The following is a 23,205-nucleotide window of genomic DNA, read 5'->3' as shown; positions in this document are numbered from 1 at the left end:
CCTACCGCTTGCGGCCCACGCCGCCGAACATCGCCACTTCGGCGGGCTCGCCCGCACCGGTGTCCCCGACCCGCCAGCGCGAGCACGACACCACGCCCGGCTCCAGCAGGTCGAGCCCGTCGAAGAAGCGGCCGACCTGCTCCGGCGTGCGCTGGTTCAGCCGGGGCGTGCCGTTCTCGTTCCAGAACGCGACGGCCGCGTCCACGTCCGGCATCGCAGGGCTGGTGATGGTGTGCGACAGCACGAGGTGGCTCCCGGCGGGCAGGGCGTCGAGCAGGCGCCGCACGATGCCGTACGGGTCCTCGTCGTCGGCGACGAAGATGACCACGCCGAGCAGGACGAGCGCGACGGGCCGGCTGAGGTCCAGCGTCCTGGCGGCGTGTTCGAGGATCTGGTCGACGTTGCGCAGATCGGCGTCGATGTAGTCGGTGCTGCCCTCCGGCGTGCTCGTGAGCAGCGCCTGTGCGTGCCGCAGGACCATGGGGTCGTTGTCGACGTAGACGATCCGGGCGTCGGGGGCGAGGCGCTGGGCGACCTCATGGGTGTTGTCCACCGTGGGCAGGCCGGTGCCGATGTCGAGGAACTGGCGTATCCCCGCGTCGCGCACCAGATGGCGGACCGCGCGCCCGAGGAAGGCCCGGTCGGCGAGGGCGTAGTCGACGATGCCCGGGTGGAGCTGCCGGATCTGCTCGCCCGCGGCTTCGTCGACGGGGTAGTTGTCCTTGCCGCCGAGCCAGTAGTTCCAGATCCGCGCGGTGTGCGGCCGGCTGGTGTCGATCCGCTGGTGGGGGCGGTCGGGGTGCGCGTCGCTGGTCACGGGTCCCTCTCGTGGCGTCCGTCGATCATGGTCTGGCCCCACCCTAGGCGCTGCCGGGCACGGAGACTCGTCGATCGGCGGACAACTCCCTTGATCCTGTGCGGCGTTGAGCCGACGGTTCGGAAGGGTTCCGTCGCTCGCAAACCCGCAGAGGTCCTCTCCGGGCGGGACGTTCGCCCCGCTTTTCTTTCGCGCCCGAGTGACCTTCTTCCTGAATGGGACATCGGGGATGCCGCGGCCCTCGGGCGCGGGAGCGGGCGGAATGCCGGGGCGGGGTCCGGATCCCGTTCCGGATCGCGGTCCGGTGGCGGCCGGAGTGCGGGCCGCAATTCGCTGATGGGCGGGCTGCCGATGCGCCACACCGGGCCGACGGTCCCGTCCCGAAAGGCCTGAGGTCCTGGGTGTGGATGTGCGGTGAAATGCCCGTTGGATTCCTATAAGTGCTCTTGTACGGTGAATTTGCACACATTGCGGAACCTCCTCGCAGGAATTCCCCTCCGTGCCCGGGTCACCGATCGAAGCGGCCGAGAAGTCGCCGCACGGCCCGCGAGTCCAGCAAGAAACCGTCCGCAGATCCCCGTCGGGAGCCGTCATGACCAGCACCTACCACCAGCCCGTGTCCACCGAGACCGTCCCCCCGCGGGACGAGCTGTCCGCCCGCGGCGAGGTGCTGGCGCCGCCCGCCCCGGCCCGGAGCGGCGACGGGCACCAGCGGGCACTCGTCGTGGCCGCCGCCGGTCTGCTCGCCGTCATGGCTCTCGGCGTGCTCGTCACCGCCATCGTCCTGCTCCTCGTCTAGCCGGCGGAGCCCGCACTGCTCGAATCCGGGACTTCCGCCCGGCTCGGACGGGACCTACGACCGATCCCCAGGGCTCCCGTCCGTGATGTTCTTGTTGAATGGTGAAGCACCTGATGGAGCACCTCTACACCACGGCACCGGCCACGGCCCTGAGCCCGGGCACCCCCGACGCGGCCGCACTCGCCGATCCCGCCCACAGCGAGGAACGCGTCCCGCTGCACCACCGCGGACTGCTTCCCCTCCTCCCGGCCGTTCTCCTGGTCATCTTCGCGACGGTCGACGTGGCCACCAGCGAGGGTTTCCGCAGCATCGTCTGGGTCGTCCTCGTCCCGGGCCTCGCCGCCCTGCTGTGCGGCCTGCGGGCCACCGCCGTGTACAGCGTGCTCACCGTGCTCGTCTACGCGGTGGTCGACGTCCGTTACCCGGGCGGCGGCTTCACCGGACTGCCCGGCCTCATCCTGGTCACGGTCAGCGGCCTGGGCGCACTGGCCGTGTGCAGCGCCCGGCTGCGCGCCCTGCGCCGCACGGACCACATCCGCGAGATCGCCGAGACGACCCGCCGCACCGTCCTGCGCCCCCTGCCCTCCCACTGGGCGGGCCTGGAGCAGGCCGCGGCCTACACCACCGCCGACGTCGCGGCCCAGGTCGGCGGCGACTTCTACGACATCCAGCCCTCGCCGCACGGCAGCCGCCTCGTCCTCGGCGACGTCCAGGGCAAGGGCCTCGACGCCGTGGCCTGCGCCTCCGCGCTCATCGGCAGCTTCCGCGAGGCCGCGTTCTACGAGGCCGACCTCGCCGACGTGGCCCTGCGCATGGACCAGCGGCTGCGCCGCCACCAGGAACACGTCCAGGCGCTCGGCAGCGACGAGAGCGAACGCTTCGCCACCGCGGCGCTGATCAACTTCCCCACGACCGAGGCGGCGGACGACGACACCCACGTCGAGCTCGTCAACTGCGGTCACCTCACCCCGCTCGCCGTCGGCCCGCACGGCGTCCGGCCCCTCAAGGGCGACGCGGCACTGCCCCTGGGCATGCTCGGCCTGACGGGCGAGGCCCCGACCTCCACCCTCGTCCCCGTCCGGGCCGACGAGACGCTCCTGCTGGTGTCCGACGGCGTCACCGAGGCCCGCGACGCCGCCGGCGACTTCTACCCCCTGGCCGAGGACCTCGCCGCCGCACTGCACCGCGACCCGGCCCTGGCGGAACCCCGCCGCCTCGTCTGGCACGTGCGCGCGGCCGCCGCGCGCCACGCCGCCAACGGCCTGACCGACGACACCACGGTCCTCGCGGTGCGCCGGAACCACGACCTCGCGGCCTGACCGGCGGCCCGGCTCAGCCGGACTCCGGCCCGCGCCGCCCCTCGGCACCGGCCCCGCCGACGCGGAGCAGCGCCCGCCGCCCGACGACCACGGCGGCCAGCCCCAGCGGGACGGCCACGACGGCTCCGACCGTCCCGTTGCCCGTACCGGGACCGCCGCTGGACGTGGCCAGGTGCAGCACCGCGAGAGCCACGCCGAGCGCCCCGACCCCGACGGCCGACCGACCGCCCACCCGTGCGTCGCCGAAGCCGACGCGCCCGGTCGCCCGCGCCACGGCCAGCCGGCCGACGACCAGGCCCAGCAGTGCCACGCCCAGCGCCAGATTGGCCCCCGTCCTCCCGTCGCCGATGATGCCGCCCTCGGCCGCCGACAGGATCGCCTGCGATGCGTTCATGGTCCTTCTCCTCTTCCGTTCGTGACGTGACCTGACGTGACGTCACGTGAAGTCGAGCGACGTGATGTGACGTGGCATCGAGCGTCCCCGCGGGGCACCCCTCCGGTCGTCCCGCCGGCGCAGTCACTTCTCGCTGCCGCCGACGCCGCACACCGGTACGCCCGACGCGGCAGGAAGCGGCCGACTACCACGCGCGCGGTAGTCGCAGGTTCGCCCCCGCGGGCGACTCGCCCCCGATCGGCGCCGGGCTAGGGTGCGACTCATGGGCACAGGACGACTCCGCGTCCCGGCCGGGGCGGGGGACTGGGCGATCGCCCTCGCGGTCGCGGCGCTGCAACTGGGCACCGGACTGGCCGGGCAGTGGCCCGACTCCGTCGCCGACCGGCTCGGCGCCGTCCTGCTCGCCTCCGGCGGTCTGGCCCTGATCGCGCTGCGGCGGGCTCCACGGATCGTGCTCGCCGTCACCGCCCTGTGCGCGGTGGGCTACCAGGCGGCCGGGTTCGAGGTGCTGGCCGTGTCGTACCTGATCGCGGTGTACGGCGCGGTACGGGCCGGACACCGCGCCCTGACGGTGGCCGCTTCCGTGACCCTCGTGGCCGCCCTGCAACTGACGGCCCTCGCCTTCCGCGACGGGCCGCCGGGCGAGGCGCTGGCCCAGGCCCGCCACGTCCTCGAACTGGCCTGGCTGATCGCGGCGTTCGCCGCGGGCGAGGCGCTGCGGCAGGCCGAGCGGCGGGCGGCGGAGGCCGAGCGCACCAAGGAGGAGACCGCGCTGCGCCGTGCGGACGAGGAACGGCTGCGCATCGCCCGCGAGTTGCACGACTCGCTCACCCACCAGATCTCGGTCATCAAGGTGCAGGCGGAAGTGGCCGTCCACGTGGCCCGCAGGCGCGGCGAGCAGGTCCCGGAGGCGCTGCTGGCGATCCAGCAGGCCGGCCGCGAGGCGAGCCGGGAACTGCGCGCGACCCTGGAGGCGCTGCGCGACGACGACACGACCCCGCCACCGGGTCTCGACGCCCTGCCCGAACTGGTGAAACGCTTCGAACTGACCGGCAGGGAGGCTTCGTTGACCGTCGAGGGAACCCCGCGCGACGTGCCCGCCGCCGTCGGCCGCACCGCCTACCGCATCGTGCAGGAGTCGCTCACCAACATCGTCCGCCACTCCGCCGCCACCACCGCGTCGGTCCGCGTCGTGCACGGCCCGCACTCCCTGACCGTCCGCGTCGACGACGACGGCGCGGCCCTCGCGGGCGCCCCGCCCGCACCGGGCCTCGGGCTGCTCGGGATGCGGGAGCGCGTCACCGCCCTCGGCGGCAGCCTGCGCGCGGAACCGGCCGACGAGGGCGGCTTCACCGTGCAGGCCGAACTCCCCGCGAACGGAGCACCGTGATCCGCGTCCTCCTGGTCGACGACCAGTCCCTCATCCGCAGCGGTTTTCGCGCGCTCCTCGACCTGGAGGACGACATCGAGGTGGTGGCCGAGGCGGGCGACGGCGCCGAAGGGCTCGACCTGATCAGGGAGCACCTGCCCGACGTCGCGCTCGTCGACATCCAGATGCCCCGCGTCGACGGGATCGAGTGCACCCGCAGGATCGCCGCCGACCCGGCCCTGGCCGGCGTCCACGTCGTCATCCTGACCAACTACGGCATGGACGAGTACGTCCTCGACGGGCTGCGCGCCGGAGCGGCCGGGTTCCTCGTCAAGGACATCGTGCCGGACGACCTCCTGCACGCCGTGCAGGTCGCGGCGCGCGGCGACGCCCTCCTCGCCCCGTCCGTCACCCGCAAGTTGATCGACCGGTACATCAGCCGGCCGGCGCCGTCCGTGACCGGAGCCGGTCTTGCGGATCTGACGGCCCGTGAGCGCGAGGCCGTCGCCCTGGTCGCCCACGGGCTGTCCAATGACGAGATCGCCGGCCACATGGTGATCAGCCCGCTGACGGCGAAGACCCACGTCAACCGCGCCATGACCAAGCTCGGCGCCCGCGACCGCGCCCAACTGGTGGTGCTGGCCTACGAATCCGGCCTCGTCACCCCGGGAGAGCGCTGACGGCCGCCGGACGGACCGTCACCATGGGAGCGATGCCACCGCCAGGACCCGGAGGAGCCGCCCCATGTCCGCAGCCCGACCCCCGGCCGGAACCGACGTGCCGCACCAGCGACCCGTCGAGGACGAGCTGACCCAGGCCGTTCTCGACTCGTTCCGCGACACCGAGGACCCGCGCCTGCGCGAACTGATGCGGTCCCTGGTCCGGCACCTGCACGCGTTCATCCGTGACGTGCGGCTGACCGAGGACGAATGGCAGCAGGCCGTCGCCTTCCTCACCGCGGTGGGCCGCAGCACCACCGACCGCCGCCAGGAGTTCGTGCTCCTGTCCGACGTGCTCGGCGCCTCCATGCAGACGATCAACGTCAACCACGAGACGGTGGACGACGCCACGGAGGCCACCGTCGTCGGCCCCTTCTTCGTCGAAGGAGCCCCGGAGATCCCCCTCGGCGGCGACCTGGCGGGCGGGGCGCCCGGCGAGCCCTGCTGGGTCGAGGGCACGGTCACCGACACCGCGGGAAACCCCGTGCCCGGAGCGCGACTCGACGTCTGGGAAGCCGACGAGGACGGCCTCTACGACGTGCAGTACGGGCCCGACCGGACGGCGGCCCGCGCCCACCTGTTCACCGACGACCACGGCCACTACGCCTTCTGGGGTCTGACACCGACCCCGTACCCGGTCCCGCACGACGGACCGGTCGGCGCCCTCCTGGCCCGGACCGGGCGCTCCCCGCTGCGCGCCTCCCACCTGCACGTCAAGGCGACCGCCGCCGGACTGCGCACCGTGATCACGCACATCTTCGTCGAGGGCGACCGACTCCTCTCCCAGGACGCGGTGTTCGGGGTCAAGGACTCCCTGGTGAAGAAGTTCGACCGGCAGCCGCCCGGCACCCCGACCCCGGACGGCCGCCTCCTGCCCGACCGGAGCTGGACCCGGGTCCGCTTCGACATCGTGCTCCGGCACGCGTGAGCCGCACCGCACGAGGAGAGCCAGGAGAGCCGGCCCATGCGATTCGAGCACGAAACCCTTCCCCAGCGCGTCCGCTTCGGCGCCGGTGAGGCCCGCAGCGGGGTGCGCGCCGAGGTCGAACGGCTCGGCGGCGCACGCGTGTTGGTGATCGCGGCTCCGAGCGCGGCCACTGTCGCGCGCACCGTGACCGCCGACGTACCGGTCGTCGCCCACCACACGGACGTGGCGATGCACGTGCCCCTGGCCACCGCCGAACGGGCCCGGGCCGCTGCGGACCGGCACGCCGCGGACGTGCTGGTCTGCGTCGGCGGCGGGTCGACGACCGGCCTCGCCAAGGCCGTCGCCCTGACGACGGGCCTGCCGATCGTGGCCGTGCCCACCACGTACGCGGGCTCGGAGGCGACCCGCGTCTGGGGGATCACCGACGGCGCCCGCAAGACGACCGGCGTCGACACCCGCGTCCTGCCGCGCGCGATCGTCTACGACGCGACGCTCACCCTGACCCTGCCGGTCGGGACGAGCGTCGCCTCCGGCCTCAACGCCCTGGCCCACTGCGTCGATTCGATGTGGGCACCGCGCACCGACCCGCTGGACCAGGCCCTGGCCGCCGAGGGCATCCGCGCGCTCGCCGCCGGACTCCCGGCCGTCGTCGACGATCCCGTCGGCCCGGCGGGACGGGAGCGGATGCTCTACGGGGCGTATCTGTCGGCCCTGGCGTTCTCGTCGGCGGGATCGGGCCTGCACCACAAGATCTGCCACGTGCTCGGCGGCCGCTACGGCGCGCCGCACGCCGAGACCCACGCGGTGGTGCTGCCCCACGTCCTCGCCTTCAACGCCCCCGAGGCGCCGGACGCCGAGCGCAGGATCGCGGCCGCCCTCGACGCGGTCTCGGCGCTCGCCGGGCTGCGGCGGCTGCGCCGCACGGTGCACGCGCCGACCGCCCTGCGCGACTACGGCCTCACCGAAGCCGACGTCGACGACGCGGTGCCCGCCGTCCTGGACGCGGCACCCGCGGACAACCCGCGCCCGGTCACCGCGGACGGCGTCCGCAAGCTGCTGCGCGCGGCGTGGGAAGGGGCGGAGCCGGTCTGACCGCGGCCGGCCCGGGGACCTAGGTCGTCGGGCCTCGTCCCGGTGGGCGTCGAGACCGGGCGGAGGACCGATCCCCCGCGTCCCGGCACGGGCCAGGATGCTGGCAGACCCGCCCACGCGGGGCCCGTCCATCTGTCCACCCGTCAACCCGCCCACCCGTCACAAGGAGCGCATCGTGTCCTACCCCGAGCACCTCGACTACCCGCAGCCCCGCTACCTCGGCCGCCACGGCGAAGTGAACGCGGCCTTCCGCCCCGCCGACTCCCCGCCCGACCTCTCCGGCCCCGGCGGCGACACCCACTACCTCGCCACCCACGAGTCGACCGGTGGCGAATTCGGCCTCTACCAGGTCGAGTTGGGCCCGAAGTCCGCCGGAGCGAAGGTGCACTTCCACCGCGCCATGTCGGAGTCCTTCTACGTCCTGTCGGGCGAACTGGAGCTCTACGACGGCCAGAAGTGGGTCACGGGCCGCACCGGCGACTTCCTCTACGTCCCGGTCGGCGGCCTGCACGGCTTCAAGAACGTGACCGACGAACCCATGTCGATGCTGATGCTGTTCTCCCCGGGCGCGCCCCGCGAGGAGTACTTCGAGCGCGTCGCGGAGATGTCCCGGCGCGACGCCGAGGAGCTCAAGGAGTTCCGGATCCGGCACGACAGCTACTTCGTGGAGGACTTCGACGACCCGGACGAGCGGTGATCTCCCCCGACCAGGGGTGAATCCTTTTCGGATCTCCCCGCCTCTTATCGGTGTACCGGCCGGACGGGCCGGTGGAACCGGGAGGGAACACCGATGATGGTCACTGGCTTCGTGGTGGTCGGAGTGCTGCTCGTGGGCGCGTGCGGCTGGCATCTCATGCGGCGCTACCGGAGCCGGAGTTGACCACCCTGCCGACGGAGCCTCCCGAGATGAGCACCGCATGAACCCACGTGTCCCGTGGCCGGACGAGCGGCTGATCAAGGCAGCTCAGGACGGCGACGTCACCTCGCTCACCGCCGTCGTCCTGCGCTCGCAGCCGCACGTGCGCAGGTTCGCCCTGTCGCTGTGCGCCTCCCCGCAGGACGCCGAGGACGCGGCGCAGGAGGCACTGATCATCCTGTACCGGAAGATCGGCACCCTGCGGGCCACCGGCGCGCTCGCCTCGTGGATGTTCCGGATCGTGCGCAACGAATGCCTCCGGCACGTACGACGGCTCGTCCCGCGCGGCGACGACGACGCCGTGGACGGGCCGGAGGCGCCCGCGGCACCGTCCGCCGAGGAGGCAGTGCTGCACAGGCTGGAGGTGGAGCGGATCGCGGCCGCGGTCTGCGCGCTGCCTCCTGACCAGCGGCAGGTCCTGATCATGCGGGACGTGCAGGGCCTGCCGGGCAAGGCCGTGGCCCATGCGCTCGGGCTCAGCAACGCCGCCATGAAGTCGCGGCTGCACCGGGCCCGTGCGGTGCTGCGCCACTCACTGACGACGACGGACCGAACCGTCGCCCGACCGGTCGGAGAAGAACCATGACCGTGATGCACACCGACGAGCCCGTGCGGGACGAGCAGCCGCGGACCGCCGTGGAGTCCGCGCCGCCGGGGAAGGACTTCGCCAGCCGGTCCGTCGCGCGCCACCTGGCGCGCGGCGTCGTCGGCTTCGGGCTGATCGCCGGCGCGGTCGGTCTGGTGCCCGTCCTCGGCCCGGCCGCCCTGCTCGCCGCCCCGCCGGCGCTGATCGCCTTCCGAGGCTGCCCCACGTGCTGGCTGGTCGGCCTCGGCCAGACCGTCTCCCGCGGCCGTCTGGAGCGCCGGTGCGCGGACGGCGTCTGCACGCTGACCAAGGCGCACCCCAAGGGGCATTCCGAGGGACACCCCAAGGCACACCCCAAGGGTCACTCCGAGAGTCAGCCCGCCCACCACCGCTGATCCGTCCGCTGACGGCAACGCCCACGAACTGCCGTTGCACTGTGCAAAGATGCCCAGAAGGCTTGGTTGCCGTGATGTCCGATCCGTCGACCCGTGGGCGTTGGTATGAAGCAGATCCCCGCCTTGCTGTTCGTCCTCCACGTCGCCTGCGCGCTGTGCAAGGCGCAGGTGGCGCGGCTGGAGTTCGCGCCGCCGGGAGTGCACCCGGCGAGCTGGTACGCCTGGGCGGCCGTCACGCGCCGGACGTACGCGGGCCGGCGGGATCCCGACGCCTGGTGGCTGATCGTGGAGAGCGACGGCCACGACAACGGCCTGGGGGAGAACGTCACGGAGTCCGAAGTGCTGCGCTATCGGGCGGCGTTCGTCTACCCGCGCAGCTACGACCGGGTGCACACGGCCGGACTGAAGGGGAACGCCGGGTACTGCGACCGGTGCGACGTGCCGTACTGCCGGCAGCACTGGGGCGCGGCGCACGCGGGGCAGCCGGAGAAGTGCCCCCGCGGACACGGGCGTTGACAGCCCTGCATCTTCGCCGTACTCACCGGACGTAGTCAGGGCGGCGAAGGGTACAAGGGTGCCATGGCCAGGAGGGCGGCTCCAGCGATGCGGATGGACGACGACGTGGACGCGGTGACCCGCGCGGTGCTGACGGCGTCACGGGTGCTGGTGGCCGTGTCCGCGCGGTCGCTCGCCGAGGTCGAGGACCGGGTGACCCTGCCCCAGCTGCGCATGCTCGTGGTGCTCTCCACGCGCGGGGCGACCAAACTCGTCACGCTGGCCGAGCTGTTGGAGGTGGCCCCCTCGACGGCGATGCGGATGGTCGACCGGCTGATCGCGGCCGGCCTGGCCGACCGGCGGATCAACCCGGACAACCGGCGCGAGACGCTGCTCGACCTCACCGACGAGGGCCGGCGCACGGTCCAGGAGGTCACGGCGATCCGGCGGCGGGAGTTCGCGGCGATCGTCGAGCGCCTGGCCCCGCAGCAGCGGACCGCGCTCATCGCGGCGCTCACCGACTTCAACGAGGCGAGCGGTGAACCGCCGGCCCCGCTCTCGGACGAGGAGACCGGCCTGCATCCGCTGGGCTGGGCCGACCCGCCGCGCGCCGGCTGAGCGGCCCATTGCCGCCACCCCATAGCCGACAACACCGTAAGTGCCCGAACAGGCGGCCATATTTCACGTGTTGCGGGCGGGGTGTAACGCATTCCGGCAGTCGAGGCGCTGAGGGGGAGAGGAGTCGGCAGAACTCCCGGGCCGCATTTCCGTCCGGAGACGTTCGGGCCGGCATGGCAACTCGTCAGATCGGAATTTCTCGTGAGCAATCCAGACCCGGTTTCCGGATACTCCACGTACCAGCAGCCGCCCGCGCCGGAGCGCCCGGCGCGCCGTCCCGACCACGGACGGCGCCTGGCGCTGACCGTCTGCACGATCGCGGACACCGCCGCCGGCCTGCTGGTTCTATGGGTCCTGCTGTACCTGCTCGACGCGAACAAGGCGAACGTGTTCGTCGATTTCGTGCACGGAACGGCGGACTGGCTGGCCTCGTGGTCGCAGGACATCTTCACCATGGACACAGAAGGTCTACGCGTCGTCCTCAATTATGGACTTCCTGCGGTTCTGTATTTGCTGATCGGTCACGGAATCGCTTCCCGGCTGAACCGGGCATGAATTCCCCGAGGGTTCTTGCCGCGGTTCAGAAATGGCCGCGGAAGACCTACAACGGCTGAAGGACCGACTGTGATGCGCAGCCCCACCGAGAACGTTCCGCACCCGATCTACGACGACCTGGTCCGCGAGTTCGGCGACGTCGTCGCCGAAGCCCAGGTCGCCGCCGAGTTCATGCAGCACCAGGCGGCGCGGCTGCTCGGCGCCCCGGACGAGGGCCGGCAGGTCCGGCCCGGCATGCTGCCCTGAGCCGCCGTACGCAGGGGTCCGGCCGGGCCGCCGCCCAGGCGGCGGCCCGGCCGGTCAGTACCGCAGGTCGGTGTGGAGGATGTGGTGGTCCGAGTACCGGCTGGAGCGCACCCGGTGCGCGAGCGGGACGATGCCCCGCAGGAAGACGTAGTCGAACTTGAGGTGCCAGTCGGTGGTCGGCTCGCAGGCACCGCCGAGCGCGGGACGGCACCCGGGGTCGGTGTCCGTCGCCCGCGCCCACATCGGGCCGAGTTCCGCGGAGTCGGGCACGGCGTTGAAGTCGCCGAGCACGATCGCGCGATCGTGCCGGGCCACCGCCGCGGCGAGCACCCGGACCTGCCCGGCCCTGACCGTCTCCTGACGCCGCTGGGCCAGGTGCGTGTTGAAGACGCGGACGGACCTGCCCCCCACCGTGGTGGTGACCGCCACGTACCCGCGGTCCTCCGAGCCGCCGTCGGGGTACTCCACGACCGTACGGTCGGTCATCGGGGCCGCCGAGAGGATCGCCTGGCCGAAGCCGCCGGGACTCCACGGCAGCCCGCCGCACCGCCCCCAGTTCCGCAGGACCGAGCCGTACGCGACGTGGTAGACCAGCCCGTACAGGGTCTCCAGATGGTCCCTGATCTTCTCCACGTCCCGCACACACGCTTCCTGCAGGCCGATGACCTGCGGCGCGTACGTCGCGATGTCCGCCGCCCGGCCGACGTCGTAGCCGCCGCGGCCGCAGGGGTTGCAGATGTTCCACGTCATGACCCGGTTCGGCACGATGTCCTCGGCGGCGCCGGCCGGCAGCGGCTTCGGGACGAGGGCGCCGCTCGGTGCGCTCGGGCCGATGAGCACCAGGCAGGCCGCGGCCATGGCACCCGCGAGCCAGCGCATGCCTCTTCCGGGCACGGTCCCCTCCTCACAACCGATGCACAGGGCATCACTGGGCGTTCTGGGCACGAGGGTAGGCGACGCGTCCACGACCGGGGGCCGAACTCCTGCCCAGGTGAGGGCAGTTCTGGCCAAGGGCCCGGCCGGTCGGCCGGCCGGGCCCCTTCCGAACGGCGTCGCCTACACGACGGCGCCGGTGTCCTCCCGCCTGGCGCGACGCGCCTCAAGGGGACTGCGCGCACCGGCAGTTCGGCCCGGGCCGCCACCACCGCGCCGACGCGGACCGCCGACAGGCTTGCGCCGCTCCAGCGTCACGGCCATCGGCACGGCCGTGAACACCGTGGACGCCATGCCGATCACCACGCCCGCGATGAGCGCGAGCGAGAAGTCGGCGAGCGAGTCGCCGCCCAGGACGGCGAGCGCCGCGAGGATGAACAGGGCGCCCATCCCGGTGTTCACCGTCCGCGGCAGCGTCTGGATCACCGCCTTGTTGGCCGTCCGCTCCAGATCCGTCCGGGGGTCGCGGCGCCGTGCCTCGCGCACCCGGTCGAAGACGACGACGGTGTCGTTGACCGAGTACCCGATGACCGTGAGCAGCGCCGCCAGGAACACGCTGTCGACGGGCCGGCCGAGCCAGGCGAACAGCCCGACCACGATCAGCACGTCGTGCACCATGGCGCTGACGGCGGCCGCCGCGAACGTCCACCGGAACCGCACGCTGAGGTACGCGAGCTGGGCCAGCACGGCGATGCCGAGCGCCACGAGCGCCTTCACCCGCAGCTCGTCGCCCAGGCTCGGACCGATCATCTCGTCGCGTTCGACGGTCACCTCGCCGCCCGGCCCGGCCAGTGCCTCCTTGACGGTCTGCTGTTCGTCGTCGCTGAGCTCTCCGGTGCGCACGGAGATGCCGCCGTCGCCCGACTCCTGGACGACGGCCCGCGGGAACCCGGCCTCGGACACGACTTCCCGGGCAGTGTCCACGTCCACGGTCCTGCTGGTGCTGTACTCCACCATGCGCCCGCCGGTGAACTCGACGCCGAAGTCGAGCCCGCGCAGGACGATCCCGGCAACGGCCACGACCACCAGGAGGGCGCTCGCGCCGAGCCAGCGCCGCCGGTGCCGCACCAGTTGCGGATCACGCCGCGCCAGCCAGGACCGCACCCGCCCGGTGGACGTGATGCCGGTCCACCGCGGGCGGGCGCGCACGAAGCGGCGCCGTACCGCGAAGTCGGCCAGCACCCGGGTGACGACCAGGGCCGACACCATCGACGCGACGACGCCGATGGAGAGCGTCACCCCGAACCCCTTCACCGGTCCTGTGGCGAAGAAGAACAGCAGTCCGGCCGCCAGCAGAGTGGTGACGTTCGAGTCGATCACCGCGCTCCACGCCTTGCCGAAACCGCGCGCGACGGGCTTGTCCAGCGCCGTGGACCGCGTGCCCAGATACTCCTCCCTGGCCCGCTCGAAGACCAGCACGTTCGCGTCGACCGCCATCCCGATGGCGAGCACGAACCCGGCGAGACCCGGCAGGGTCAGCGTGGCGCCGAGCGCGACCAGCGCCGCGTACGAGACGAGTCCGTACAGCGCGAGCGCGACCGTCGCGAGGGCGCCGAGCAGCCGGTACACCGCGACGATGAACAGGGCCGTCAGCGCGAGACCGATGAGCGCGGCCTGCGCCGACGCCTCGATCGCGGCGGCGCCCAGCGTCGGGCCGACCGTGCGCTGCTCCACGACGTCGACCGGCACGGGCAGCGCGCCGCCCTTCACCAGCGCCGCCAGATCGCGGGCCTCCTCCTGCGAGAACCCGCCGGTGATCCGGGTGTCGCCGCCGGTGATCCCGGTCGAGCACGGCACGTCCGGGTTCATCCCGGGCGCGGAGATGATCTTGTCGTCGAGGACGATGGCCACGCGCCGCTCCGGGGCGCCCTGTGCGGCGCAGGCCGCGGCGCCGGTGAGCCGGGCCCAGTCGCCGGCCGCGTCCTCGCGGAAGGCCAGCCCGACCGTCCAGCCGGCCATGCCCTCCTGGTCGAGGACGGCGTTCGCGTCCTTCACCCCGTCACCGCCGAGCGCGGCCTCGCCGAGCCGCAGATAGGTGCCGGCGGCGTCCGGGTCGGCGAGGGTGCGCGATCCGTCGCGCGGCTTCTCGTCGGTGACGCCGGTGACGGGATGCACGGTCAACTGCGCGGTGCGGCCGATCACGTCGGCGGCCTCGCGCGGGTCCTGGACCCCGGGCAGCTCGACGATGATGCGCCGGTCGCCGGAGCGGGACAGGCTCGGATCGGACACGCCCAGCGCGTCGACGCGCTGGCGCAGCACCTCCAGGGCGCGGTCGGTGGACGCGGCGTCCGCCGCGGTTCCGGTGTCGGGGGAGTCCTGGGTCTCCAGGACGATCTGGGTGCCGCCCCGCAGATCGAGACCCAGGGTCGCGGACTGGGTGAGGGCGATGGCGAGGGACACGGCGATCACCACGAGGGCGATCAGCGCACGCCACAAGGGCATGCGGGACTGCTTGGGGGACATGTGACTGCTCCACGGCAGGACGAAAGGGCAGCGCCCGGCCGTGCGTGACGTCAGGCGCTGATGACGGTGGCTCCGCTGCGCGGCCCGTGCGGCGGCGCGCGCGGCGCGACCGTTCCGGTACGGACCCGGCCGCACTGCCCGCCGGACGTGGCCGCCGCGCCGGGACCGACGCGCGGATCCACCGGCACGCGCGCGTGCGCGAAGGCGGCGACCGGCGGTCCGGTGTGCGGCTGCGGCGCCGCCTCGGGGTGCGCCACGCGTCCGGCGTGCGCGGTGAGGACGGCGTACGCGGCGGGATGCTCACCCCACGCGGCGGTCGGGGCAGGACCCTGCGGCAACGGGCCCCGCACGTCGTGCGGCGCCGACGGGACGAAGAACGTCAACAGGGACAGCAGCGCCGCGGCGGTCAGCACGACGACCCGCGAGGACGCGGGCGCGGGGCGCTGCGGCACGACTGCCTCCCTGCTCTTCTCGTACGGACGTGCGCGGACTGTCAGGCACCAGGCTAAGGGGCCCACTCGCCCGGGGCCCCAAGTAGGCTCACCGAATGTGCCGTTACGCCGAGAAGACCTACAAGCCGCACTACGCGTGCGTGCGCTGCCGGGTCGCGTTCAAGCGGCACCCGGGTCCCGGCGGACACCGGTGTCCCCGCTGCGCGGAGCCGATGGTCTGTGCCGGACGTGACTTCGCCGCCCCGCGGCGCCGGGACACCCGCGCCTGGACCGTCGTGGCGGCGGTGCTGAACGCCGGACTGCGCTACGAGGGCCGCGACGCCTGCGGCTGCGGCAAGGACCGCTCGTTCCGTCCCCGCACCCGGGCGCAGCTGCGGGCCCGGCGCGTCGCGGCGGCCCGGGCCGGTGTCCCGCTCGCCGAGGTGCTGGGGCGGCCGGATCCCTGGACCGCGCCGTGATCCCGCGCCCGCGCCATGCAGCGCCGGACAGGCACTAGTCCAGCTCCGGGTTCTCGTACACCGCCGCCGGTACCCCGACGTCGCGGTAGACGAGCGACGCCTGCCGCCGGAGCAGGTCGGCGGTGTCGCCGTCGGACGTCCGGCGGGCCCGGGCGAGCACGGTCAGGGCGCGGGCCTCGCCGAGCCGGTGGCCGGTCTCCCGGTGGGTCGTGAGCGCCGCCTCGCCGAACGAGACCGCCGTGGCGTACGCCGATTCGGCGCAGGCCACGGCGCCGAGGACGGTGAGGGCCTGACCCTCCACCACGCGGAAGCCGTGCGTGCGGGCCAGGCTCAGGGCTTCCTCGGCCGCCTCCCGGGACTCCCGGTGGTGGCCCAGGCAGAGCCGCGTGCGGGCGAGCCCCATGAGGCTGTCGGCCTCGGCGCGGCGGAACCTCGCCCGGTGCGCCAGGTCGAGGGCCTCGGTGTCGGCCCGCAGAGACGCGTCGAACCGGGACCGGCTGCGGTGGGCGGCCGCGACGGTGTTGAGGATCCCCGAGCGGATCCAGGGCCGGCCCGGGTCCCTGACCATCCCGAAGGCCCGGTCCGTCAGTGCCAGCGCCTCGTCGTGCCGGCCGAGGTCGACGTGGATCCGCGCGGCGGCGTCCAGCATCATCGCCCGGCCGTTGCGGTACCCGCCCCGGTCGTCGGCGGTCACCTTGGGACCGAGGACGGTGAGGCCGTCGGCGAAGCGGCCGAGCTCCCAGTACACCCAGCCCAGGATCTGCAGCGCCAGGCTGTCGTCCCACCAACTCACGTCCGTGTTGCGGCTGATGACCCGTTCCAGGTGGCGTGCGGCCTCCGGCAGCCTGCCCAGGTCACGGGCGGCCATCCCGAGCCCGAGCAGGCCGAACGCCTCGAAGTAGCGGTTCCCGATGGCGTCGGTGATCCCGACGCCCCTGGTGAGCCACTCGTGCGCGCGCTCAAGACGGGCGGTGCTCCAGTCCACGAAGCCGCTGACCCCGTGCGCCGCGGCCTCCGCCTCCGGCCAGCCGATCTCCCGGCCGATCTCCAGGACCCGCTTGCAGTGCTCCGCCGCCTCCCGGGGCCGGCCCAGGTCCCACTCGATGATGCCGAGGTGGGTGTGGAGCACGGCCTGTCCCTGGGTGTCGCCCTCGGCGACGGCGGCGTCCAGCGCGGTCCGGGTGAGCGCGTTCCAGGTCGCCCGCGGCAGATGGAGCCAGAAGTGGCCCAGCGACGACGAGATCAGGTGGACGGCGACGGAGTGGGGACCGTGCAGGCCCGCGTGACCGATCACGGCGAGCAGGTTGGCGCGCTCCACCTCCAGCCAGTGCGCGGCCTCGGCGGCCGACGGCAGGCCCGGCTGGTCGGCGGGCCCCAGGGAGTCGGGCAGTACCGGGTGGAACCAGGTGCCCGCGGCGGCGCGGGTGGCGTGCACGTACCAGATGAGGACGCGCTCCAGCGCGGCGTTCCGGTCCCGCGCCGTCTCCTCGGCCCGCGCGCACTCCCGTGCGTACTCGCGCAGCAGGTCGTGGAACCGGTAGCGGCCCGCCGCCGCGGGGTCGATCAGATGGGCGGCGGCGAGCGTCCCGAGCAGGCGTCTGGCCCGGGCCTGCGGGACCGCGAGCAGGGCGGCGGCCACCTGTGCGGTGAACTCGGGCCCGGGGAACAGGCCGAGCAGCCGGAACAGCCGCCGCGCGTCCGGCGGCAGCACCCGGTACGAGACGGAGAAGGCCAGCCGCAGCGGCGAGTCCGCGGCACCGTCCGGCTCCAACGCCTCCAGACGACTGCCGTCGGACATCTCGTCGACGAGATCGGCGACGCCGAGACCCGGATCGCCCGCGAGCCGGGCGGCGGCCACCCGCAGGGCCAGCGGCAGGCCGCCGCAGAGCCCGATCAGCCGGTCCGCCGCGACCGGCTGCGCGGCCAGTCGCTGCTCGCCGAGCGCCTCGGCGAGCAGCGCCCGGGCCTCGTCGGGGAACAGGGTGCCGAGCGCCAGGGCCTGCGCCCCGTCGCGGACCACCAGATCGCCCAGCCGGTTGCGGCTGGTCACGACGACACAGCAGGACGCGCTGCCCGGCAGCAGCGGACGCATCTGCTCCGCCGACGCGGCGTTGTCCAGCAGGACGAGCAGCCGCCGGTCGGCGACCAGCGTCCGGTACGCGCGTGCCTGGGCCTCCTCGTCGGCGGGGATCTGCGACGCCTCCACCCCGAGACTGCGCAGCAGCATCTCCAGGGCCTCGCCGGCGGCCAGCGGCGGCCGCTCGTGGTCGAACCCGTGCAGGTTCACGTACAGCTGGCCGTCCGGGAAGCGCTCACGGACCTGATGCGCCCAGTGGACGGCGAGCGCGGTCTTGCCGATGCCGGCGGCGCCGCCGATGGCGGAGATCACCACGGCGCTCGCCGACGCCCGGCCCGGCCCCTGCGGCACCATCGCGTGCAGATGGGCGAGTTCGTCGGCCCGGCCGGTGAACCCCGGTGCGGCGTGCGGCAGTTCGGCGGGCGAGCGGGGCCGGCCGTCGCCGGCGGACGGCGTCGGGGCCGGGGTGGGGGGCGGGTCGCTGAGGGGAGCCGCACCCAGGAGGACCGTGTCGTCCTGCCGCAGCACCGCCTCGTGCACCCGGCGCAGCTCCTCGCCGGGCTGGACACCCAGCTCGTCCCGCAGTCGCGCCCGCACGTCCTCGTAGACGGTGAGCGCCTCGGCCTGGCGCTCGCAGCCGTACAGGGCCCGCATCCGCAGCGCCAGCGCCGACTCGTCGTACGGGTCGGCGGCCGTGAGGGCGGCCAGTTCGTCCAGGGCCTCGGTGAACCGGCCGAGCAGCAGCAGGCAGTCGAGTCGTTCGAGGCGGGCCGTGCGCCGCCGCTGGAGGAGCCGCTGCCGCTCGGTGAGCGCGTACGGGCCCGGCAGTCCGGCCAGTGGCTCGCCGGTGAACAGGCCCACGGCGTCCGTCAGTTGGCAGACCGCGCCGGCCGGGTCGCCGCTCGCCCTCGCGCGCCGGGCCGCCTCGACCTGCGCGGCGAAGTCCGCCACGTCGAGCCGCGTCCCGTCCCCGGCGAACCGGTACCCGCCGCGCTCGCCCCTGATCACGGACTGCGCCGGCCCGGTCCCCGCCTCGTCGAGCGACCTGCGCAGCCCGTACACATAGGTGGGCAGCACTTTGTGCCCGGTTGACGGTGGCTCGTCGCCCCAGACCGCGTCGAGCAGCTGCTCGCGGCTCACCAACAGGCCCTGGCGCAGGGCGAGTACGGCCAGCACCGCCTGCTGCCTGACCGGTCCGAGGGGCAGCTGCGCGCCGTCGCGCCAGGCCCGTACCGGCCCGAGGACCGCGAGCCGCAGCCGAGCTCCCACCTCCACCCGAAACCCCCGCCTCACCTTGCGCATCATCAGAATTTCATGGGTATTGCAGCGTCTTCCCTGAGGCTGTGCAAGTGCGGCGGCCGCCCCGGGGGAGCGGCCGCCGCCTCGACCAGCGGAAGGAACCGACGTGACCGTTGTCGACCGGCCCCTTACGGCGCTGCTGAAGCAGCGCGGCCTCTACCTCAACCAGGAGCGCAGCGACGCCGCCGAGATCATGTACGTGTGCCTGCGCGACGGGCTGCCCGGCGGCTATCCGGTCGGCTACGTGCTGCCCTCCCGCACGGGGACCTGGTTCGCCTACGCACGGTCCCGCCCCGGCCGGGTCTTCGCCTGCGACCAGGTCGAATCCGGCCTGTCCAGCGTCGAGTCGGCGGTGCGCGCGGTCCTCGAACACGCCCGGTACGGAGACGTCCTGCGGGCGATGGAACTGGCGGCCGGATCCACCGCCACGTACACGGCGGACCTGCCCCGCAGGCACGCCGCCCGGCTCGCGGCGCTCGCCGAGCCCGACGGCGTCACCCGGCTCGGCGCGGGCCGGGTCCGGCTCACCGCCGCCGCCGTGGCCTATCTGCGCGGCCTGCCGGAACGGCACGGCCCGCACGTCGACCACGAGAACCGGATCTGGCTGACGGGGGACTCGTATCCCCTGCTGCGCGAGCCGCGGGCGCGCTGACACGTCGGCGGGTTCCGCTACGGGACGCGGGCTACGCCGACGTAGAACCCGCTCAGTTCGGCGTCGGGCGCGGGGCCCGACCGGTACCACTTGGTCGCCGAGACCAGGCCGGGCTCCACCAGCTCCAGCCCGTCGAAGAACGGCTCGACCTCGGCGAAGGTGCGCATCCGCAGCGGGATCTCGCCCTTCTTGTACGTCGTCGTCACCGACTTCACCAGGTGCGGGTGTTCGTCGGTGGTGCCGTGCGAGAGCATCAGGAAGCTGCCCGGGGGCAGGGCGCCGACGAGGGTCCGCGTCAGCCCGTAGGGGTCCTCGTCGTCGGTGACGAAGTGCAGCAGCGCGTTCATCGACAGGGCGATCGGACGGCTGAAGTCCAGGAACGTACGGGCGTGTTCGAGGATGGCCCGCGGGTGGCGGACGTCCGCCTCGATGTAGTCGGTGGCACCTTCGGGGGTGCTGACGAGCAGCGCCTGGGCGTGCCGCAGCACGATCGGGTCGTTGTCGACGTAGGCGATCCGGGCCGACGGCACGATGCCCTGCACGATCTGGTGGAGGTTGGGACGGGTCGGGATGCCGGTGCCGATGTCGAGGTACTGGTCGATGCCCTGATCCGCCAGCCAGGCGGCGGCGCGGTGCATGAACGCCCGGTTGCGCCGGGCGTTGTCGCGCGCCTCCGGCGGGAGCTTCCCCGCCACCTCCTGGTCGACGGGGTAGTTGTCCTTGCCGCCCAGCAGCCAGTCGTACACCCGCGCCGGGTGGGGCCTGCTCGTGTCGATGCGGCTCTCGGGGAACTGTGCCTGTGCCGTCATGCCGGGCTCCAGCGAGGGGGAGGCTGTAGAGGACCGGACGATTATGGCCCGAGGGGGGCCGCCCCGCGACGGGCGGCCCCCCTCTTCAGCGCCTCAACGGATGCCGTAGTAGAGCGAGTTGTGCGCGGTGTCCGGCAGGTACAGCACGTCGTTGCCGTCCGAGTCGCGCCGCACCGCGAGCCGGTCGGCGCTGATGCCCGGGGCGGCGGACTGCGCGGTCCAGGCCCCGTCCGCGGACTGGGTCGCCGCGAAGACCCGGTCGGTGCCGGTGGAGGTCACGTAGTAGACCCGCTTGGTGTCCGTCTCGTCCCAGGTGATGCCGAGGGCGGCGGCGGTCTGGCCACCGGCGTACACGGTCTTGCTGACCCAGTCGCTGCCGCTCGGGTAGGCGTAGTACACGCGGAAGTTGCCGCCGCTGTCGGCCGAGCGGTAGCGGTAGGCGACCTTCGGGGTGGCGCCGTCGAGGGTGAGCTTGGCGCTCTGCACGGCCGGGCCCGTGTAGGCGTTGTCGATGCTCCACTCCTCGCCCGTGGTCAGCTCCTGGATGACGTCGGAGGTGGCGGGCGTCACCGGGACGGTGGCCGCGGCGCCCGTGCTGTCGGCGAAGGTTCCGGTGGCCGGATCGTAGCTGAGGTAGGAGAGCTGGTGGCGGAACGCGGTGGCCGGTGCCTTCGCCCACTCGTACAGCAGGTGCACGCGCCCGGCGCCGTCCACCGTCAGGTCGTCGGGGTACACGGAGCGGTTCAGCGCGCCGGCGAACGTGGCGACGACGCTCCACTTCGAGGCGGCGTTGTCCCAGCGGTACAGCTTGCCGGGCCGCTGGTCGGAGCCGGTTCCGACGCGGGCGGCCAGGTACAGGTCGCCGTTGGGCGCCGTGGTCACGACGGGGTAGGTGATGCCCTCGCCCTGGTCGGGGAGTTCGGCGGCGTGATCGGTGACGTCGCCGCCGGGGGCCTCGGTGCGGAAGTAGCGCCACGTGTTGGCGTGCATCGAGGCGAACACGTGCAGCCGGCCGCTGCCGTCGCGGGCGACGGACGGCTGGTTGTGGCCGTTGTCGTCGGGGAACTCGGCCTGCTGGCCGTCGCTGTTGAGCAGCGGGAGCCGGCTCCAGACGCCGTCCGGGTCCCGGCGCGCGATGGCGGGGCGGTGCGTGGCGGCGGTCGAGCCGGGCTCGTTGAAGGCGAAGTACGTGTACTGGCCGCGGCCCTTGTACGTGGCGACCGGCGTCCACCAGGCCGCCTGGTTCGACGAGTCCATCGTGTACGGGACCTTCTCGATCACCGTCGCCGCGGCGGCCGCGCCGTCGGCCTGAGCAGCCGAGACGGGCGTGAGCAGGGCGGCCAGAGCTGCGGCCGAGGTGGCGTACGCGCGTGCCGTGGGACGTCGCAAGGTGAGCTCCTTCGAATGCGTGCGGGTGCGTGCGAGGGCTGGGTGACGAGACGTACGGGACGGCGAAGGGCCCGGTGAGAATCGTTCGACTTCCACCGGGCCCGGACCGTGGCGCGCAGGCTCAGCGCTTGATGAGCGCGGCGACCTCCTCGCCGGCCTGCTTCATGGCGTCCTTCGGCTTGGACTTGCCGACCAGGACGGCTTGGACCTGCTTGGCGACGGCCTCCTCGATCTGGGCGTTCTGCGCGAACTGCCAGAAGGGGCTGCCGGTCGCCGTCTTCGTGATCTTCTCGGTCCACTGGGTGGAGAAGGTGTCGTTGACGACCTTCGGGTCGATCAGGCCCGCCTTGGTCGACGGCGGCAGGGCGCGCTCGGCGAAGTACTGGGCGACCGTGGCCTGGTCGGTCGTGGTGTGCAGGGCGAACTCCGTCGCGGCGTCCTGCCCCTTGCCCTTGACGACGGCGATCACGCCGCCCCACAGCAGCGCCTGCGGCGTGTCGCCCGCCGCCAGCACCGGGCGCTTCATCGGCTGCATCGCGTCGGCCAGCGTCTTGTCCTTGGACTGGGCCGCGGTCACGCCCTTGCCGATGATGGCGTCGTCGTAGAAGGCGGCCTTGCCCTGCCCGAACAGGGCGCGCGCGTCGAAGCGGTCCACGTCGGCGGCGATCAGCTTCTCGTCGTGCAGCTTCTTGTACCAGGTGACCGCGTCGATCGAGGCGTCGTCGCCGATCGTGACCTTCGCGCCGTCGAGGAGCTCACAGCCGAAGGTCTGCATCCACGGGAAGATGTCCTTGAGCTGCGCGACCTTGGTGGCTGCCGCGTAGGGCACCACGCCGCCGCCGAGCCCCTTCAGCTCCCGCAGCGCGGCCTCGAACTCCTCGACGGTGGTGGGGTGCTTCTTGATGCCGGCCTTCTCCAGCAGCTTGGCGTTGGCGATCACGCCGATCGAGCCGGTGTTCCACGGCAGGCCGTACTGCTTGCCGTCGTACTTGCCGCTCTCCAGCGCCACGTCCGTGTAGCCGGCGTCGACGGCCACGGAACCGAGGTCGGCGAGCTTGCCCATCTGCGCCACCGCGGCGAGCCAGGCGATGTCGAGGTGCACGGCGCCGGTCGTCTCGCCGCCGCCGAGCTTGAGGGTGAGCTGGCTCAGGTACTCGTTGTACGGGTACGAGACCGCGCGGATCTTGGACTTCTCGGCCTTCTCCCACGCCGCGATGATCTTCTCGATCGACGGCTTGGCGGCCTCCTCGTTCAGCGACCAGGACGTGAAGTCGAAGTTCTTGGACTTCGTGTCGCCGCCGTTGGAGGAGGTGCTGGCGCCGGACGGTGCGCAGGCGCCGAGCGCCCCGGCGCCGGCCACACCGAGCGCGCCGATGCCGAACATGCGCAGCGCGCCGCGCCGGCTGATGCCAGAGGTGGTCATGG

The 23,205-nt window shown here is 73.2% G+C and carries 24 protein-coding genes; 15 read left to right on the top strand and 9 right to left on the bottom strand.

Annotated elements, in window-relative coordinates:
* Window position 1: 1 nt before the first annotated feature.
* The gene (locus RBJ77_RS19525) at window positions 2-817 is read right to left on the bottom strand and encodes an SAM-dependent methyltransferase (protein ID WP_372346198.1); all 816 of its coding nucleotides are present in this window, start codon (window positions 815-817) and stop codon (window positions 2-4) included.
* Between the two features lie 592 nt (window positions 818-1,409).
* Between RBJ77_RS19525 and RBJ77_RS19520 the strand changes: the two genes are divergently transcribed.
* The gene (locus RBJ77_RS19520) at window positions 1,410-1,616 is read left to right on the top strand and encodes a hypothetical protein (RefSeq protein WP_372346197.1); all 207 of its coding nucleotides are present in this window, start codon (window positions 1,410-1,412) and stop codon (window positions 1,614-1,616) included.
* A 98-nt stretch (window positions 1,617-1,714) separates the two neighbouring features.
* Window positions 1,715-2,935 carry a PP2C family protein-serine/threonine phosphatase gene (locus RBJ77_RS19515; RefSeq protein ID WP_372346196.1) on the top strand — a complete coding sequence of 407 codons (1,221 nt, stop codon included), beginning with the start codon at window positions 1,715-1,717 and terminating at the stop codon, window positions 2,933-2,935.
* A gap of 13 nt (window positions 2,936-2,948) precedes the next feature.
* Here RBJ77_RS19515 and RBJ77_RS19510 read toward each other — a convergent pair whose 3' ends face one another.
* Window positions 2,949-3,329, bottom strand: coding sequence for a DUF6223 family protein (locus tag RBJ77_RS19510; RefSeq protein ID WP_372346195.1), 381 nt, complete (start codon window positions 3,327-3,329; stop codon window positions 2,949-2,951).
* 262 nt (window positions 3,330-3,591) lie between these two features.
* On the opposite strand from RBJ77_RS19510, the gene RBJ77_RS19505 reads away from it, so the two are divergent.
* The 11 genes from RBJ77_RS19505 to RBJ77_RS19455 all read left to right on the top strand — a co-directional run bounded on the left by RBJ77_RS19505 (window position 3,592) and on the right by RBJ77_RS19455 (window position 11,248).
* On the top strand, window positions 3,592-4,719 hold the full coding sequence (locus RBJ77_RS19505; RefSeq protein ID WP_372346194.1) for a sensor histidine kinase: 1,128 nt from the start codon (window positions 3,592-3,594) through the stop codon (window positions 4,717-4,719).
* Window positions 4,716-5,378, top strand: a complete 663-nt coding sequence (locus RBJ77_RS19500; protein WP_372346193.1) for a response regulator — start codon at window positions 4,716-4,718, stop codon at window positions 5,376-5,378. Before RBJ77_RS19505 ends, RBJ77_RS19500 begins: the two co-directional genes overlap by 4 nt.
* Window positions 5,379-5,442: 64 nt before the next feature.
* On the top strand, window positions 5,443-6,345 hold the full coding sequence (locus RBJ77_RS19495) for a dioxygenase (protein WP_372346192.1): 903 nt from the start codon (window positions 5,443-5,445) through the stop codon (window positions 6,343-6,345).
* A gap of 36 nt (window positions 6,346-6,381) precedes the next feature.
* The gene (locus tag RBJ77_RS19490; RefSeq protein ID WP_372346191.1) at window positions 6,382-7,437 is read left to right on the top strand and encodes a maleylacetate reductase; all 1,056 of its coding nucleotides are present in this window, start codon (window positions 6,382-6,384) and stop codon (window positions 7,435-7,437) included.
* Between the two features lie 175 nt (window positions 7,438-7,612).
* The gene (locus RBJ77_RS19485) at window positions 7,613-8,134 is read left to right on the top strand and encodes a cupin domain-containing protein (protein ID WP_372346190.1); all 522 of its coding nucleotides are present in this window, start codon (window positions 7,613-7,615) and stop codon (window positions 8,132-8,134) included.
* Between the two features lie 220 nt (window positions 8,135-8,354).
* Entirely contained in the window at window positions 8,355-8,939 is a 585-nt protein-coding gene (locus RBJ77_RS19480) for an RNA polymerase sigma factor (RefSeq protein WP_372346189.1), read from the top strand.
* On the top strand, window positions 8,936-9,334 hold the full coding sequence (locus RBJ77_RS19475; RefSeq protein WP_372346188.1) for a hypothetical protein: 399 nt from the start codon (window positions 8,936-8,938) through the stop codon (window positions 9,332-9,334). Before RBJ77_RS19480 ends, RBJ77_RS19475 begins: the two co-directional genes overlap by 4 nt.
* A gap of 105 nt (window positions 9,335-9,439) precedes the next feature.
* On the top strand, window positions 9,440-9,850 hold the full coding sequence (locus tag RBJ77_RS19470) for a hypothetical protein (protein WP_372346187.1): 411 nt from the start codon (window positions 9,440-9,442) through the stop codon (window positions 9,848-9,850).
* 63 nt (window positions 9,851-9,913) lie between these two features.
* On the top strand, window positions 9,914-10,447 hold the full coding sequence (locus tag RBJ77_RS19465; protein WP_372346186.1) for a MarR family winged helix-turn-helix transcriptional regulator: 534 nt from the start codon (window positions 9,914-9,916) through the stop codon (window positions 10,445-10,447).
* A gap of 201 nt (window positions 10,448-10,648) precedes the next feature.
* Entirely contained in the window at window positions 10,649-11,002 is a 354-nt protein-coding gene (locus RBJ77_RS19460; protein ID WP_372346185.1) for a hypothetical protein, read from the top strand.
* 72 nt (window positions 11,003-11,074) lie between these two features.
* Window positions 11,075-11,248, top strand: coding sequence for a hypothetical protein (locus RBJ77_RS19455; RefSeq protein WP_372346184.1), 174 nt, complete (start codon window positions 11,075-11,077; stop codon window positions 11,246-11,248).
* 54 nt (window positions 11,249-11,302) lie between these two features.
* On the opposite strand, the gene RBJ77_RS19450 is transcribed toward RBJ77_RS19455, so the two are convergent.
* From RBJ77_RS19450 to RBJ77_RS19440, 3 genes are all read right to left on the bottom strand, one after another.
* Window positions 11,303-12,127, bottom strand: coding sequence for an endonuclease/exonuclease/phosphatase family protein (locus tag RBJ77_RS19450; protein ID WP_372346326.1), 825 nt, complete (start codon window positions 12,125-12,127; stop codon window positions 11,303-11,305).
* A 177-nt stretch (window positions 12,128-12,304) separates the two neighbouring features.
* Window positions 12,305-14,644 carry a protein translocase subunit SecD gene (secD, locus tag RBJ77_RS19445; RefSeq protein ID WP_372346183.1) on the bottom strand — a complete coding sequence of 780 codons (2,340 nt, stop codon included), beginning with the start codon at window positions 14,642-14,644 and terminating at the stop codon, window positions 12,305-12,307.
* 50 nt (window positions 14,645-14,694) lie between these two features.
* Complete coding sequence (locus tag RBJ77_RS19440) at window positions 14,695-15,096, bottom strand: hypothetical protein (protein WP_372346182.1); 402 nt, start codon at window positions 15,094-15,096, stop codon at window positions 14,695-14,697.
* 95 nt (window positions 15,097-15,191) lie between these two features.
* Here RBJ77_RS19440 and RBJ77_RS19435 point away from each other — a divergent pair, with 95 nt between their 5' ends.
* Window positions 15,192-15,554 (top strand): hypothetical protein, encoded by a 363-nt coding sequence (locus RBJ77_RS19435; protein WP_372346181.1) that lies wholly within the window; start codon window positions 15,192-15,194, stop codon window positions 15,552-15,554.
* Window positions 15,555-15,588: 34 nt separating this feature from the next.
* Here RBJ77_RS19435 and RBJ77_RS19430 read toward each other — a convergent pair whose 3' ends face one another.
* Entirely contained in the window at window positions 15,589-18,924 is a 3,336-nt protein-coding gene (locus RBJ77_RS19430; RefSeq protein ID WP_372346180.1) for a BTAD domain-containing putative transcriptional regulator, read from the bottom strand.
* A gap of 112 nt (window positions 18,925-19,036) precedes the next feature.
* Here RBJ77_RS19430 and RBJ77_RS19425 point away from each other — a divergent pair, with 112 nt between their 5' ends.
* Window positions 19,037-19,582 carry a hypothetical protein gene (locus RBJ77_RS19425; RefSeq protein WP_372346179.1) on the top strand — a complete coding sequence of 182 codons (546 nt, stop codon included), beginning with the start codon at window positions 19,037-19,039 and terminating at the stop codon, window positions 19,580-19,582.
* Window positions 19,583-19,599: 17 nt separating this feature from the next.
* Here RBJ77_RS19425 and RBJ77_RS19420 read toward each other — a convergent pair whose 3' ends face one another.
* The 3 genes from RBJ77_RS19420 to RBJ77_RS19410 all read right to left on the bottom strand — a co-directional run bounded on the left by RBJ77_RS19420 (window position 19,600) and on the right by RBJ77_RS19410 (window position 23,203).
* Window positions 19,600-20,391 (bottom strand): SAM-dependent methyltransferase, encoded by a 792-nt coding sequence (locus RBJ77_RS19420; RefSeq protein ID WP_372346178.1) that lies wholly within the window; start codon window positions 20,389-20,391, stop codon window positions 19,600-19,602.
* Window positions 20,392-20,484: 93 nt separating this feature from the next.
* Window positions 20,485-21,780, bottom strand: coding sequence for a BNR-4 repeat-containing protein (locus tag RBJ77_RS19415; RefSeq protein WP_372346177.1), 1,296 nt, complete (start codon window positions 21,778-21,780; stop codon window positions 20,485-20,487).
* A gap of 121 nt (window positions 21,781-21,901) precedes the next feature.
* Complete coding sequence (locus RBJ77_RS19410; protein WP_372346176.1) at window positions 21,902-23,203, bottom strand: extracellular solute-binding protein; 1,302 nt, start codon at window positions 23,201-23,203, stop codon at window positions 21,902-21,904.
* Window positions 23,204-23,205: the final 2 nt, after the last annotated feature.

The sequence above is a fragment of the Streptomyces sp. KL116D genome, assembly GCF_030766975.1.
In the GTDB taxonomy this organism is placed as follows: Bacteria; Actinomycetota; Actinomycetes; order Streptomycetales; family Streptomycetaceae; genus Streptomyces; species Streptomyces longispororuber_A.
This window is presented reverse-complemented; position numbering and strand designations above follow the sequence as displayed.